Annotated in this window: 8 protein-coding genes; 7 read left to right on the forward strand and 1 reads right to left on the reverse strand. The window is 48.4% G+C overall.

Annotated features, from left to right (window positions below):
* Window positions 1-3 precede the first annotated feature (3 nt).
* The 5 genes from ACGTIC_RS07160 (at window position 4) to pfkA (ending at window position 14,803) form a co-directional block, all read left to right on the forward strand.
* Window positions 4-1,125 (forward strand): Hint domain-containing protein, encoded by a 1,122-nt coding sequence (locus ACGTIC_RS07160; RefSeq protein ID WP_113856090.1) that lies wholly within the window; start codon window positions 4-6, stop codon window positions 1,123-1,125.
* Window positions 1,126-3,189: a hypothetical protein gene (locus ACGTIC_RS07165; protein WP_113856089.1), complete on the forward strand. Its 2,064-nt coding sequence runs from the start codon at window positions 1,126-1,128 to the stop codon at window positions 3,187-3,189.
* A 9-nt stretch (window positions 3,190-3,198) separates the two neighbouring features.
* Entirely contained in the window at window positions 3,199-13,035 is a 9,837-nt protein-coding gene (locus ACGTIC_RS07170) for an LPD38 domain-containing protein (protein ID WP_113856088.1), read from the forward strand.
* A gap of 246 nt (window positions 13,036-13,281) precedes the next feature.
* Window positions 13,282-13,851, forward strand: coding sequence for a shikimate kinase (locus ACGTIC_RS07175; protein WP_059077275.1), 570 nt, complete (start codon window positions 13,282-13,284; stop codon window positions 13,849-13,851).
* Window positions 13,841-14,803: a 6-phosphofructokinase gene (gene pfkA / locus ACGTIC_RS07180; protein WP_075582517.1), complete on the forward strand. Its 963-nt coding sequence runs from the start codon at window positions 13,841-13,843 to the stop codon at window positions 14,801-14,803. The genes ACGTIC_RS07175 and pfkA overlap by 11 nt, the downstream gene beginning before the upstream one ends.
* Before the next feature lie 738 nt (window positions 14,804-15,541).
* On the opposite strand, the gene ACGTIC_RS07185 is transcribed toward pfkA, so the two are convergent.
* Complete coding sequence (locus tag ACGTIC_RS07185) at window positions 15,542-15,733, reverse strand: helix-turn-helix domain-containing protein (protein ID WP_162816265.1); 192 nt, start codon at window positions 15,731-15,733, stop codon at window positions 15,542-15,544.
* A 599-nt stretch (window positions 15,734-16,332) separates the two neighbouring features.
* Between ACGTIC_RS07185 and ACGTIC_RS07190 the strand changes: the two genes are divergently transcribed.
* Entirely contained in the window at window positions 16,333-16,524 is a 192-nt protein-coding gene (locus tag ACGTIC_RS07190) for an Ada metal-binding domain-containing protein (RefSeq protein WP_113856086.1), read from the forward strand.
* 82 nt (window positions 16,525-16,606) lie between these two features.
* Complete coding sequence (locus ACGTIC_RS07195) at window positions 16,607-16,852, forward strand: hypothetical protein (RefSeq protein WP_113856085.1); 246 nt, start codon at window positions 16,607-16,609, stop codon at window positions 16,850-16,852.
* The last annotated feature ends 50 nt before the right edge of the window (window positions 16,853-16,902 follow it).

Below are 16,902 nucleotides of genomic sequence, written 5' to 3' on the forward strand. Positions count from 1 at the left end.
TAGATGGGTAAAAAATCAGGAGGAAGTTCCAGCTCAACGACGTACAAACCGTCGGCGGAAGAAAAAGCCTTGATGAATGAACAACTGGATTACATTAAGGCGATAAAGCCGAACGCCTTAAAGCTGAATGACGTAGCCGGCAACCTTCTGTATGACTCTCTGGGTGATACGAAGGTAGACTACAACACGCTCATGAATGACGCACTGTCTCAAATCCAGTGGGGCCAGCAGGGCCTTAGAGGGTTGGCACAAGGTCAAATACCGGCGGCCTATCAAGATGCGATGGAAGCCAGTATCAAGAAAGGGGTGCAAGGCTCCATGGGTAACCTTTTACAGGATATGGGCGCCCGTGGTGTAGTGAACAGCTCCGTCATGGATACGGGCCTTAAAGGCATCAGTGACAGTGCCAGTGACGCTATGGCGCAGAACTGGCAGAATACGGTATCGCAGTTGGCCAATATCTACGGCCAGAACATCGACGCCGCAGGACAGCCGATTGCGACAGCGGCGGCCGCACAGGAAGGCGCACAGCAACCAGCCCTTAATCTCTGGAATGCATCACTGGGACTTAACGGGGCAACGACCGGGGCATTGTCGGCTATTGGTGGTAAAGGCACGACAACGCAGAAACAAAGTTCAAGCGGCGGCGGATTGTTCGGCGGGATTCTCACTGGTCTTGCCGGCAATTCGGCTCTGTTCTGTTTTGCGCCGGAAACAAAAGTACGCATGGCTGATGGCCGGGAAATCCCGATTACAGATGTAAAGGCTGGCGATAAAGTCATTTGTCCGCACGAAGACGGGACAGAAACAGAAGAAACCGTCCTACAGACGATGAAGCCACACTACAACGATGTATGGAACCTCGTGTGCAAGGACGGACTGAACACCTACTATGTAAGCGCAACGCTTACACAACCGGTACTGACGGAAACCGACGGATTCGTTGAACTAGGGAAACTAACTCTGGGTACGGATATCAAAGGACGCGGGAAAATCATCAATATGGTTTACTCCGGCGAACGGAAAGTATACGATCTGCAGGTATCCGGCGACAACAACTATTACGCAGATGGCTTCATAGCCAAAGGCGGAAGCACGGACAACTGGGTAAAGGAGGAAGCATAAATGGTAAAAAAACAGCCTGACTATTTAACGGCAAGTGCAATGCAGAACTATACCCCTTCATACAGCACACAGGCGGTACCGCAGTTGCAATTTGCACAATATGCCTGGAACGACCCGAAGTTTGCACTCGGCATGCTTCTCGGCAATCTGGGCGGGCAGTATTTAGGCTCAAAACTGGAAAAGGACGCGGCACAACGCCAGTTCCGGCGGGATAATCCGACCGCTATCCCGGATAATGCGAAACTGTTCGATACAAACAGCATCCCGACGAATGCGAACGGGAATTATGCAGTCGGTACAGCATACAACAAATTCAACGGGGACAACGGAGTATCCAATGATTTTCTGACGAACCTGCAGAATGTGCAGGGGAAACTGCAGTACGACCCAACTACCGGGGCGGCAACCGGATATCAGACGCCGGCATTCCTGCCGTCCATGCAGGCCCAGAATAACTTGTATGGCTATTACCCGACAGCCGTAGACGGTAACGGGAATATCAAAGACACGAATTTCAGTTTTTCCGATTACCTTAACGGGCAGACGGCTCCGAACGGCGGACAGGGATTACTGAATTTCAGCCAGTTACAGGCCATGGCAGGCGGCAACAACGCGGCTGATAATCCGGTATCGCAGTCTATGGGCGTTCTGCCGACAGCTAATGTGCAGGCCCCTAACCAGTCTAACGCCAGTATCCCGGCCATTACGGGACGGCTGGGCAATCCTATCAACGGGAGCCTCAATATGAACACAAGCGCACTCAGCCTTCCGTGGCAGGGAAAATTTGACTACTTAAAAAAAGCCGGTGACGATGTAGCAGCTTCATCGCCAGCAGACGGAACAGCTGCACCCCAGCCAATCAAGGACGAACAGCCCATTAAGAACGAACAGCCGATAAAGGCTGTAGAAGGGCCTATAACGAACGAACAGCCCATCAAGGAACAATCTGACCAGGCGGAGCAGAAACAGCCGGAAATGGTCGATAATCCGCAATATGTGGCATTGCGTACACTGATGAATAAAGAAAAAGACCCGAAGAAAAAAGCGGCAATGGCGGCTGAACTGAATAACATCCCGGCCAAAGTAGAAAACTGGTCGTGGGGGCCGTCCAATGAAAATACCCGTATCGACATGACAGGCGGCGTACCAGAAAAGTTCAGTGCCTCCGATAGGGAAAATGAATTCGTACGCAGTGAACTGATGCGGGGTACTCCCGCCAGTGTCATCAATGCCGTAGTAAACCTTGCCAGACCACAGTGGCAGGCTAAAGAACAGGCGTATAACCGGTATCAGGAAAGCCAGTTATATCCAGCCTATTACACAGCCGCCGCACTCGGTAATTATCCGGCCGCCGCACAGATAGCGCAGGGAATGGAGCAGTACAATCCACAGTTGGCGGCTACCATGATAGCAGGACTGCCGACCGGGCTTAACTTCTACTCGACGCAGGTAGCTAAAGAAAAGGCGGCGCAGGGCCAGAAGTACAAGCGGGAAAATATGCAGGTACAGCATGGATACGACATTGAACGGGATAACAATAATAGCAGGAACCGCATAAATCAGAGCCTGATAGAGTGGAGACAAAGACAGATTTATAAGAACTGGGAAATGGCGGAAAAGCACAAATACGACAAGGCGACGTTGAGTGAAAAGGTATCCATGTTACAAAGTGCGGGTATGAGCTATAACGATGCAGTAAAAGCCGCATATGGTGCCGACAGAAAAGGTTCAACTGGCGGTTCTGGCCGTGGATCTAGCGGCGACAAACAACGGTACCAGGAGCTGAAGGATTGGGTTAATAACTTTGAAGATGCGCATAAAGGTGAGTCTGATGACACGTGGAAGTCTGACCCCGATTATGTAGCACGAAAAGTAGAACTAGATAAATTCACCGAACCTCAATATGACCCCAATAATGCTTCTGATTTGTACCGGTTCGCTTCACGGGCAATCATGAGCGGCAAATATACCAATCAGGAAATTATTAATGCTTTGAACAGTATGAATGATGATATGGCACCTTCTATTATTGGAAATTTGCAGAGCGAAGGATATTTGAAATAGGAGGATTCTATGACCTTAGACGATATTATTAGAAACGCCAACGGCGGGAAGCTGGCATCTGATACAGACAACAGCAATGACACACAACCTCAGGAGCAATCAAATCCCGGCCTGTTTGATAAGATATCCACTTTTCTGTCTGATGCGGGGCAGGCATATGGTAACGCTGACAATCCGGGAGCTGAGATTTACTCCCAGACTCCCTATGCCGATAATCTGACGAATGAAGTGCATGACCAGAACATGGCAGACGGGCAGAACATCTATACCGTATTGGCACCCAATTACACACCTCGTCCGCTCGATGACAGCGTATATACCGACATCCCTGGCACGCCTGTTGATTTAGGCACACTGGAAGATGAAAGCGTCCGTAACGCCAGAATGCAGGATTCCGCCGATTACATGGCGGCTAACTGGCCCAGACTGTACGGAGCCGGTGCCGGTGCTGTAGAAAATGGCGCCAATGTCGTCGGGGGTATCCAGAATGCACTAGGTTTGGGCGATAGCACTCTGCAAAATGCCGAACAGTTCGAGAAGGGGATGCAGGACTACCGAAAACAGTGGGACGCAACCTATGGTGACAATTATTTCCTCAATCCTAATAACTTTGCAAACGATGCAGGGGCAGTGATAGGTTCGACTGCCCCTATCCTTGCATTGTCCGCAATGACGCCGGGGGCCTTAGTAGCAGGCGGCTCCCGCGCCCTTACGGGGGCATTAAGCCGTGCGGGTCTGGGACGTCTTGCCATGTCTAAAGCCGGGCAGGCACTCATAGCTGATACCGTCCGCACACTGCCGTCGTCATCGCTGGCGGATTCTCTGTCTGAATATGGCGGAGTCGTTCACGATTTGATGCAGAACGGAATGAGTGAAGACGAAGCACGGGCGCAGGCCGTACCTATCTTCTACAAGAACATGGCACTGGATACGGCTGTACTGCCGCTTGAACTGGGCATTGCCAAAGGCGGCAAAGGCCTTATTACAGGACTGCTCAAACGGAACGCCGGGGAAAACATAGGCAAGGGCCTTGCCAAAGGGACAGCCCGTACGGGTATCCTTTCCGGACTGAGCGGTATCACAGAAGGGTATCAGGAAGGCGCACAGAACGCGCTGGAGGACCAGACAAAAGGGGAACGTGACGGAGGATGGTATAACCCTGTTACGTGGACGCCCGAAGACTGGCGGTCTGCCCGGGCCGGCTTTGTCGGCGGCGCACTGATGGGTATACCCGGCAACGTAGCAACGGCATACCGCCCAGACACGAAACAAGCTGACCTCAGCCCGGAAGCACAGACACAAGTACAGGATATCAAGAATACGCTGATGAATGACGCTTCCTATGGCAATATGGACAGCGATACGTATAACTCGTATCTCGAACTGGCTAACAGTGGCAATCCGGCGCTCATCAAACTAGCTAATGACTCTCTTGCAAGCTGGAAAGAAAAACAGGGTATATCGACCGACTCGACGGTATCAACGGATATGACCGCCGGGGAAGACCAGACAGGGCCAGTCAACGCAGAGATGGAAGCCGAAAAGGACCGTATCAGACAGTACCTCAACGACAATACCATTGAACAGATGGGCGGACAGAAAAACTATGACTGGCTGTACAATACGCTCAACAGCACGGACCCGGACGAAGTACACAAAGCCTATCAGACAGCCGTAGAATCGACAGCGGAAACACAGGAACAGGAAGCCGCCCAGGCCGAACAGCAGGACGAAGAACAACCGACCGGGAACGTATCCATTAACAGCGATAATCCGTTTATCGGGTATGTAGTCAAGGCCGCCAACGACCAAGGCATCGACCCGAAGATAGCATTGGCCATTGCCGCCCGTGAAAGCGGCGGTGATGATGTGAACGCTATACACATGGCTAAAGGTGGCGGATTGATGCAGATAACGGAAGATAGCGCCGGATGGTATGGCGTGAACGACCTGTACCCAGACTGGCGTAGCGATCCGGAACAGAATGCAGAAGCCGGCATGTACATCCTCAAGAAAAAGATAGAGGAAGCTGGCGGCGACACATGGGCCGGGGTGCGTGGCTATAACGGCGCAGGAGAAGCGGCAGACCAGTACCTGACCCAGATACAGCAAAACTACGATAATTTGGGCGATATCGGCGGCTCGTCGTGGTCTGGTGGCGTATCCGGATATGACCTGCCAACACAGAGTGATGAAATCACGGCACAGGTGGAAACGCTCAAGCCGGGATGGAAACAGGCGCTCCCTGCAATCGGCGGTATCCTGAATGATATGGGGCTGGCCGACGGCTCTGCTATTTCATCCGCAGGCCGGACAAGCGCACATAACGCAGAAGTCGGTGGAGCTGAACACTCGTACCATATCAACGATGACGAACGGGGCGGCGGTGATGCGGTTGATATCGTCCTTCCTGAAGGTACGACAGAAGAACAGGCTCAGGCAGTACTGGACCGGTTCAAATCGACAGGAGCGTTCAAAGAAGTATTGTTCCATGACGTAGGAAGCGGCTACCATCTCCATCTGGGCGGCTATACCGGCGGCTTGAATGGCGGGACCGGAAGGGCTGACAGCGACATGGCAGATATCCGCAGACAGCAGGATGCAGAGGACCGGGCCTTTGACGAACAGGAACGGGAAATCAACGATGACTCCCGGGCCGCTATGAATCGTATCATGAACGATAATTCCGTAGAGAACGCCTTTGACGAAACACAACGTGACACGGAAGCGGCGAAGAAACAGCAGGAAGAAACGCTGAAGACACTGACCAGCGGCACACAGGAAGAACAGCCTGCACAGACGCCGGAAATAGCTCAGAATCAGCCGCAGAACGGGACAGATACAACTGTTGATGCAACGGCACCCATTGGACAGCAAACGGCCATTACGGGGGCAAATACAGCAACAAAGACCGCAACAAAGACTGTACAGCAGAATCAGCCTGTACAGACTGCACAGGCGCAGCCTATCCAGACCCCTGCAGGCACACAGGACCCGCGTATCAATAAAGCCATCCATGACCCGGCCATGCTTAACCTTGTTACCCGGGCAATGAATGGCGATTCAGTGGCCAAAGAGTCTGTTGGAAATCTCAATCAGAACATCGTGGATGCAGTGCAACAGCACATTATTGCAACGGCACTGAATGCGCACCAACAGCGGATAGCTAAAGCACCAGCGGGAAAGACGGAAACTATCCTGTCAGACGATGTAAAGACCGAATACCCGGCACAATACAAGATTGTATCGGCGGACGATATCACGCCATCCAATAATACAGACGGCTCTGTCAACGCCTTCTATCCTCAGCAGTATCAGCCCCGTGACCGTACCCGTGCAGGGATGCGTAAACAGGTGGAAGACATGGCCAACAACCTGAATCCGTCTGCCCTGGGAGCGTCTAACAACGCCAATATGGGCGCACCTGTTATCAACAGCCAAGGCGTTGTACTGAATGGCAATGGCCGTACCATGGCGCTTAAATCCGTATACAAAGGGAAGCCGAAACAGATTAAAGCATATAAAGACTTCCTTAAACAGAATGCCAAGTCTCTGGGAATCGACCCGGCAACGATTGACGGTGTTAAGAATCCGGTACTCGTCCGTCAGGTAGCAGATGATGCACCAGTGCAGGATATCATCAACAGCAAGGCCGGCGGTTCGCAGATGAGCGCAGGAGAAACTGCAAAGAAAGACGCCGACAGAATCAAGCAGTCAACACTGCAACTGGCATCTGACAGCGGTGACCTCACGCAGGAAAGCAACCGGAAGTTCGTAAACTCTGTATTGAAAGACGTTGCCAGCCCGGAAGAACTGAATACACTGTATACTAAGACCGGCAAAATCAGTCAGGCAGGTATTACCCGTGCCAAGAACGCATTATTCGCCAAGGCATATGGTGACGACTATCTGCTTACCAAGATGAGTGAATCGACGGACAATAATATCCGTAACGTCATGAACGCTATGCTGACCGTTGCCCCGAAGGTCGCTATGCTGAACGACGGAATGGGAAAAGGACTGTTCTATTCTTATCCGTTATCTGACGTAATTTCCGGCTCAGCCAAGACGCTTATCGGTTTACGGGAGCAGAATAAACCTGTAAAATTCTATTTAGAAGAAACGTCACTGATATCGGAAAGCGAAAACCAGGACAGTATCAATGACGTATTGCGGTTCATTGACAGGAACAAACGCAGTGGAAAAACGATTACAGCGTTCTTCAATGAAATATGCAATGAAATCGAATTGCAGGGGCATCCGGACCAGGGCGCATTGATCGCATCGGAGAACCCGACCATGGAAGAAGTCATCAACATTGCCGAAAGGAAGGTTGAAAACAATGGAGTACAATCGTTATTTGACACCGGAAGAAGTGAAGGAAATCAGACGGACACGGCCAGTGGAAGAATGGCCGACGGGGTACTGCCGGGTACGTCCGCAGGTACTGAAACGAATGCTGGCGCTAATGGAAGCGAACGAAAAGAAGAAAGCACAGGAAAAACAGAAAGCAGACCAGAAGTAGCGAAAGGAGAAGCCAATGAAGAAAACACCGAAAGTAACCATGTCAACACCGAACCTCAGCAAACTGAAAGTAAAGACAAGGAAAGTACCCATGCCGAAGAAGGTTCCCAAGGTGACGTACAAGAAGAAATAAGTAAATTCCATAATGTACTGGATGATGAAAAATCAACGCCTAAACAGGTTATAGACGCTTATAAAATCGTCGTTGATAAAGCCATCGCAAATGCCAACGGAAGCCGTAAAAATGCCAAAATAGGCGATAAAATCGTAACGGATGAATACCAGTATTTGACTAATTCAAAGCATTGGGATGCATTCATGAACAAAGACGGCGGCCGGAACTGGCATGAAGTCGCCACCATCAATGCAGACGCTCACAAGACATTGCGTACCATCATCAAGACTGCCGGAAAAGAGACGGCGCCTAAAGCGGAACAACCGAAAGAAACGAAGCCGACGGAACAGCCCAAAGAAAAAGCAGCCGGCGGATTCACTGACGATGAAATCAAGACGCTCACAGACAGAGGCTTCAACCGCTGGACGAAGAAACTGTCTAATGGCAAGGTGATGGATCGGCTCTATATTAAACCGGAATATTTAGGGCTTGAACTTACCCGGTACAAATCCGGCAACATTTCATCTGCAAAATTCAACGGGGAAACAATCAGCAACTCAGAAGCCAGACGCATAGAAGGTACTAAATGCTATGTAGACGTTGCGACAAAAGAAGTCGTATGTGACAGAGAAGACCTGAAACAGGCGGCACAAGAAGTCATTGACGATGCGTTGTCAAAAGAAAAATCCCAAGTCCTTGCACAAGCAAAAACAAAAAAAGCCGCCCCAAAGGACGACTTTAAATTAGCTAACGGCTATCGTACAGAATCTGGTAGTCCCCTTAAAGAGGCAGATAAAGCGGAAAAAGGAAAGAAATATTCAGTACGAGAAGCAAATGGCCAGTTGACCCGCTCCAAGGAAGATTTGAAGGCAGAAATCAAAGAAGCGTTCCCGAACGCCAAAGAAATCAAGGATGAAGGCGAACGCATGACCTTCACCATGCCGAACGGGTCCCATATCGTCGTTGACTTGAAGAACAAAATTATCTTGACGGACAAGGAACTGGAACAGGCGAAGAAAGACCACCATATCGACGATAACGGCAACGTCGTTGTCGAAGGGTACGCCGAAGCACACGGAAAGGGCGCCTATATCGCACTGGCACAGGGGAGCCGCGAAGGTACTGGATTCCATGAAGCCTATCATATCGCAGAAGATGCCGTTCTGACCGACCGCGAAAAAGCTGCTATCAAGAAGGCTATCCCGGACGCCGAAGAACGCGCCGACAAGTACGCTGAATGGGTAGAAGCACGCAAGCACGGACGCGGTACTGCATGGGGCAAATTGTTCCAAAAAATCAAAGATTTTGCCATGAAGATGAAAACAATCCTCACCGGAGAAGAGAACGTACATAACGTATTCCGCAAGATTGAATCCGGGGAAGTCTGGGAACGGAATGCGAATAATAGCGATCAGCGCGCGAGCTACTCCATGTATGCTAAAAGAAAATTGAAAGAAGACATGCAGGCCTTTGCAAAAAAAATAGACGACTTCATGAGTGGGAAGTTGTCGTCTAATGATTATGTAAAAGTGATGGATACACCCTTAGTATTAAATTTGATTGGTGAGAAAATGTTACCAGTGTATATTTCACCCCATGTATTAGATAAGGTGTTGCATTGGAAACACGGACTAGAAATTTCTCCGGAAGTGCTAAAAGAAATACCTCGTAGGATTGCAGACCCAATGTTTATCTTAAAAGCTATTGATAATAAAGGCGTTGAAGATATATCTTCAAAAATTGTAGTCATTGATTTAAAGGATAATAATGGGGCAACCATCATGGTTCCATTTGTTATGGAACAAAAAACGAGAGACGGAAATAAAATTACGGGAAATATTATAAAAAGTGTTTATGGAAAAACAATCGGGAACGACAACAATCATCCAAACAATACATGGTATATCAACAGGTTAATGCGTGGCGATTGTATTTATATAAACAAAAAAAGAACCGACCACTGGCTTACTGGTATAAATACCTCAGCCCGGACGCCTAATGGTCCACTGGTGGTCGATTCCTTTAATTTGTCTAATATTATAGCAGACGAAACCGATTTAGGCAAGTTAAAAGAAGCTAATCCCACCCATTACTCTATTAGAAAGCCCAAAGATGCCGCAGAGGAAGCCAGGGAAAAGGCGGAACAGGATGCAGAAAATACCGCGGTTACCTTGAATGATATTCTTATGGAAGCCCGTAAAATTATGCCTATCTATACCAAGTCGAAGGTAGGAGAAAAATCGCCGGCCAAATACCACTATGACGCACGCCAACGGGCCGGATTTGTTCCCGGTAGTTTTGACGTTGGTGATATCGGTTCTGCCATTGCGCTTCACATTGACAGCATTGGAGAAATCAAGGGGGCCAATATAGAACTGACCAAAGATATCATTGAAGACCGTCAAATGGAACAACGGAACGCCAAGAAGTACAAGAGCAAAGTTCCCCCTGATATCAGCCCTTCCCAGGCAAGACAAGAAGGCGTACGGAATTTTGGCAGGCTCTATTTCCTTGATAACGAACGTGCCAAAGAAACGTATCCCCAGTATTACGACTTATTCGAGAAAGCTCTTGACGGTATGCCTAAAGAAAAAGCTGGTGTCGAAAAAGTCCTTGCGTTGCAGGACCAGAGAGTACGGCAGAATCCGTTATTGTCTGCCGCCGCTGGTATCAGCAACGGGAAGCCAGATTCTCAACTTACATGGAAAGAGCGGATGAAAAAGAGACTGCTTCACCTGTATGCGCAGATGGTTGATGAAACTGACCCAATCGGGCAGTTGACTAAAGCCCTGGAACTGGAAACAGGAGCAAAGATTGCGGACGAAAAAGACCCGCATAAACGTGCCCTTATGTGCAATAGCGTGGCATCTGCCAGAGCATTCATGTTGCTTGATGGAGATAACCGCGTTGCAAACCTCAAGGCGCTTAATAAGGTATATAAAGGGGCAATCAAGAATAAAGTCGTATTTGCTGATGTTATTGACAAGCTGGGCAAGGTAACAAAAGCCGAACTGAAAAAGGCAGAAGTAAAGGATGCGGAAACACTACTAAGTATGTACCTTATCGCCGCTAGAACGGAAGAAATCATTGAAAACAATAAAGATTATATCCGGCCAGATGGATATGAGCATGAAACCTGTATGCGTATCCTTGTAAATGCACCGCAGGCAATCAAAGATGCGGCTACCATGTTCTGGAAATACAATGAAAATCTGGTTAATATCATTGAACAGCAGGGATTGATTACACATGCGGCCGCTGAAGGTATGCGCAAATACAAGAAATACTGCCCCATGTATCGAGATTTTAATGAAGGTGATAGCGTAGACACACATATTGCAACTATCAATACGGGCAGGGGATTCATCAATCAGACATCTGGTATCAAATCGCTGTCTGGCGGTAGTAGCCGACCTGTCATCAATCCGGTTGACTCCATGATTAACATGACAACAGTCCTGATTGGCAAATGTGAACGGAACAATGTGGCTAAAATCATGGTTCAATGTGCGGAAGACCATGGCGGGCTGGGCAATGTTATTGTTCGCGACCCAACTCTTACCGGGGCCGATAGACAGAGATGTGCATTTACGGTAATTAAGGCCGGCAAAAAAGTAGTGTACCGGACAACGCCGGAACTGTATGAATCCATTACGCAGATGGATACCAATAGCGCGGCATTTATGTCAAACCTATTTGGCAAATTTACGGATGCACTTCGTTTTGGCGCAACAAATACGCCAAGCTTCATGATGAGAAACTTCATTCGTGATACCGTAACGGCTGGCATAAATAGTAAATATGGATTTACTCCATTGGTTGACAGCTTCCGGGGTATGTGGAAACTGACCCATGATAAGCAGTTCAAAGCAGACTTCTATGCACAGGGCGTGCCGATGGATACATATATCCGCAATGATATCCGGGGTGCACAGGACTTCAAGAAGAAGTTACGGAAGGACCTCAAGAAATATCCGTTCGGTATTAGACAGGCTATGTGGTTTATGAGTGCTACGGCACATAAATACAACAACGTCGGGGAACTGATTGAACAGGGTACCCGTGCGGGAGAGTTCCTTAAAGCCAGAAAGAAAGGCGCAACGGAAGAAGAAGCGGGATATGCCGCAAGGGAAGTATCTATCAACTTCTCACGCCATGGCAGTGTAGGGAAAAAAATTAACCGCTACATCCCATTCTTCAACGCTTCTATTCAGGGCATTGATAAATTCATCCGTACGTTCAAGGAAAATCCGAAACGGGCTATATGGGCAACTATTAAGTACATCATTCTTCCGTCTCTGGCCTGCTGGGCGTTCAACCATGATGACGATTGGTATAAAGATTTAGACCCGACAACAAAATACCTGAACTGGTGTATTCACATCCCCGGCACGGACACCCATTTCCTTATCCCCAAACCGCAGGAAGTTGGCGTCATGTTTGGCTCTGGTATTGAAGCGGTTTTGAACCAGTTCTTAGCCGATGATCCGAAAGCCATGAAACAATGGGCGTGGGAACTGGCCGGAGTTATGACACCGGGGTTGGCTGTCACTATGATTAGACCGTTCTTTGAATGGCAACGGAATTACAGCTTATGGACTAATCACAATTTGGTTCCGAAACGATTGGAAAAGCTGCCAAGCGAACAACAGTACACAAACTCTACAAGCGAACTTGCTAAACTGTTGGGAGACACATGGATTGCTAAGAACATCAGCGTTGGTGACCGGCACGGCATATCGCCTATTGCAATCGATAACTTCTTCTCTGCATGGTTTGGAAGTATGGGACGCACGTTGGCCAAAACATTGGATAAGCCAATTGAATCATTGCGCGGCAAGGACCGCCCGACTGAACCAGCTAAATATTGGTATGAATCACCCGTCATTGGCAGTTTTGTCAGAAACGACGATAGTCAGCGGTCGGCATATGTAGACCGGCTGTATGATTTATCGGACCAGATGGAAACCGATTACAAACGGAGTGACAGCTATGCAGTACAGAAAGGCAAGAAAGGCGCAAAAGTACCAACGGAATTAGCGCAGGTACGCACGGCAATGAAAACCGTATCAAAGCTTAATAAGGAAATACGTGACATACAGGATAATCCAAAGATGAGTGCAGAAGAAAAGCGGACGCAGATTGATACCAGGAAAGTCAAGATGCGTGGGATTGCAAAGAAAGCTGTACTCAAACTGGGAGACTAAAAGAAGGCACACTGTCCGTAATGGATGGTGTGCCTTTTGTCGTTCCTGCCGTCAAAAAATCGTCAAAAATAACTGGTGAAATATGAGTAAACAGAGTAAAATGTGATTATTAAATGATTTATAAAGGGAATCACCACCGCTTATTTAATCATATTTGGCAAAAAAAGAGACATTTATGTAATTTCCTGTTATACTAAATAAATGAAATACGTTGCAGGTGCAATATACTGCAAGGAGGGGAAGGGTATGATCAAGCGCAATATAGTTCTCGTAGGCATGATGGGCAGTGGCAAAAGCCATATAGGACGCAAACTAGCCGTTCGTCTGGGATGGCAGTTTGTCGATACGGACCGCCGCATTGAACGCCAGATGGGACAGTCTATTGCTGACTTTTTTGAACGGGCAGGAGAAAAGGTGTTCCGTGAACGGGAAATCAATGTGCTGCAACAGGTCAGCCGCTACCATGAAGCGGTTATTTCTTTTGGCGGGAATTTCCCCATGAATATCGAAACATACCGTATCCTCCATCGTCATGGGTATATCGTGGCCCTCCGTTCCCAGCCGTACCGCGTGGAAGAGCGGGTGGGACGCCATATTGGCAAGAGGCCGACGGTAGACTATGACAATCTCCATGCTTTTGTAACGCGCATGGATGCCCAGTGGAAGCATGTATATCCGTACTGTGATTATGTCGTCGATACGACGGATTACAGTGCTGAAGAAATTGTAGATATTATTGTAAAACGAATTAAAGGAGACGATATAGTCTTCGTTTCCCGTGAGCCAAAGGAGGCAGATGGTCATCATGATAAATAAAATTGGTGTACTCACAAGTGGTGGTGATGCACCGGGCATGAATGCGGCTATCCGTGGCGTTACCCGGTATGCGATTGAAAAGGGACTGGAAGTCACGGGTATCATCCGGGGGTATGAAGGACTTTTAAGTCATGAAATCATGCCACTTAACCGCCGCAGTGTCGGTGCTATCATTCATCGCGGCGGTACGATGCTGCGCACGGCCCGCTGCCTGGAATTTTTGGAAGAAGAAACGCAGAAAAAAGCGGCAGACTATATCCGCGAACAGGAAATGGATGCGCTGGTCGTCATCGGTGGCGATGGATCGATGCGCGGTGCCCAGGCCCTGAGCCGTCTGGGAATCCCTACGATCGTCATCCCCGGTACGATTGATAACGATATGGGGGGGACGGAGTATACGGTCGGTTTCGACACGGCGGTCAATACGGTCCTGGAGTCGGTCAATAAGATCCGCGATACGGCCTTTTCCCATGACCGCGTCGCCGTCATTGAAGTCATGGGCCGGCATGCCGGATTTATCGCCCTGTATGCCGGGATGGCTGCCGGTGCGGAAGCGGTGCTGGTACCGGAACATGAAGTATCACTGGAAGACTTGTGCACGCACCTCAACGAATCTCACCGCATGAAGAAGATGAGCAGTATTGTCATCGTGGCCGAAGGGGCAGCCAAGGGAGCCGATGTGGTCGATTATATTAAAGGTCACACCTATCTGGAACCGACGCTGACAGTGCTGGGATATGTACAGCGCGGCGGTTCTCCGTCGGCAAAGGATGCCATCATGGCCAGTTTGTTTGCCGAAAAGGCCATAGACAGTCTGCTGGCCGGCACGTATAACTGCGTCATCGGGCAGATAGGCGAACGCATCGTCGCGACACCGTATACAGAAGCAGAACGGCTTCATTTCCCGCTGGATGAAAATATGTACCGCCTGGTCCTGGCACTGGGAAGATAAGGCAGACGGATGTAACAGGCCGGCAGGCAGCGCCGCGTCCCGGAGACATCCCACATTTTATCCCGGGCAATTACTGGACGGCAGTATCCACTGTACAGGGAAAGCCGCGGACCCGGAACGAGGCGTAGCCTGTACCTTAGCCTGGTACAGGCATCCGATGCAGAAGCTCCCGTGCTTCTACATCTTTCTTCAGCTATCATAGTTGAAAGCTCAACTATGATAGCCCTGGCACAGTGGGGCGAGTGCTTTTATGATTTTTTTGGAATGGCTGGAAATTTCTTTATGCTAACTGCCAAGTAAAAGTGATGTCAAGCATTTTTGAAAATGTTTCGAAAAAAGCTATTTATTAGCCCAAAATTATAGGGCTTAGAAGAGAGAGTTTTATAATTTTATAGTATTAATATTACAACATGAGTCGTGATATTTCCGTTGATGTATGATGTTTTTGAGCGGCAATATACCGTTCAAAGGAGGCTCGTTTCCACGGATGGCTCATGGTCTAAGGCAAAGATGGATTCTCCTTAGGAATCCTCATCAATCGATGGGGATTTTTTGCATTGATAGGTGAACACAGTACGCCTATCGGTAAAGATTTCATGTTGTATTCGTTTCTTTTTTGCTTTGGTTGCTTTGTGAGACAGGATATACCGGTTCTCCAAGATAGAGGTCAGGGCTGAAACAGAAATACAGATATATTCCTGCTGTTCCAGAATCTCCTGAAAATGGGTAAAATTGGCATCAGAATAGTCGTTTTCGTACAGTTGAACGGATAGATTCTTTGACGGAGTCCGGGATGGTATGGGCTGGTTTACGGCCCTTATTGCCATGACGGAAGGCCGCTTTTCCTTCTTGGTGATAACGGATGATCAGCCGGTTAATCGTCCTGCGTGTACACCCAAGGACCAGAGCGGCTCGACTTGGAATTAGCAAAGGAATACAAAAAGTAAGGATATGTCGTAGAGTACTGGAATGGGCGGATGGTGCAATGCCTGTACGGTGTCGTTTGTTCGCTGGCGGATGAAAAAAGTCAGGGAAAAAGGCATCTATCTACTTGATAAGCAACTACGACTGAAATCCTATCACGGTTTTTCACTTTGCTTCCACGGAAGATGAACAGTCATGGGAACTAGCCGGATGGGTAAATGAACGGTCATTACGGATTAAACAAGACGATGGTGATCAGCAACGATGATAGTAGAAAATATGGCTATGAGGCTTTCTAGGAACTGGTAGCAGGGGCAAGTGGCATGAATACTAACGGGATGTATATTATGTACACTGTTGTAGAACCATCCAACCAATGACAGATACCGGGTGAAGTCAAACTGATAAAGCCCGGAGCGTGTGAGGCAGGACATCGTATATACAGCTATCGCATGAAACATCAGAGACGGAGCTAAAGTCATGAAGAGGCGGAAGCCATGGACACTTGCCCCGTAAATACTATCGGTTTACATCATTGTATATGATAACGTGCAGATATGATATAATAGACTTGATTATAGACAAAGAGATAGCAAGGTGATCAGGTGTTTGTTTACAGTAAGCATTCTTCTGGAACGCATAAAATTTATCATATGGAACAATGCCCTGTGGTCCGTCGGATCGGTGAATCCCACCTTGGCTATTTTTATACCGCCCAGGAAGCGGAAGATAAGGGATACCGCTTGTGTAAAGTGTGTCAGCGTCAGCAGATGAAAAAACTGCACATGGCTGATTAAATATTCGCAGACTAAAAAGAGAATCCTGATTTATCATGGTCCTTTTGTCCACAAGAACTTAATACGCGGTGAAGCCGGTACGATGAAAAAATTTCATGTACAACCCTTATATTTCCGCTCATTGGAAGATACGATTCTGGCAATCTATGACCATTTGGCATCCTATGCCGTGCGTTCAGATGTCCCCGGTTTTATCAAAGATAGGGTCTGGAAATTAATGAGGCATGGCCGTCCGGGATTTATCGGAGGAAAAAGGAAGAAAAAGAAGCCGTGGCATTATACGGTCACCAGGAAATCCATTTTAGAATGTACAGACTGGCGTGGATAACGGAGTCTTCACGCTATGAGGGATTGAGGAATGTTGTTTTATGTCGGACT

This window comes from Megasphaera hexanoica, from assembly GCF_043520715.1.
GTDB lineage: Bacteria > Bacillota > Negativicutes > Veillonellales > Megasphaeraceae > Megasphaera > Megasphaera hexanoica.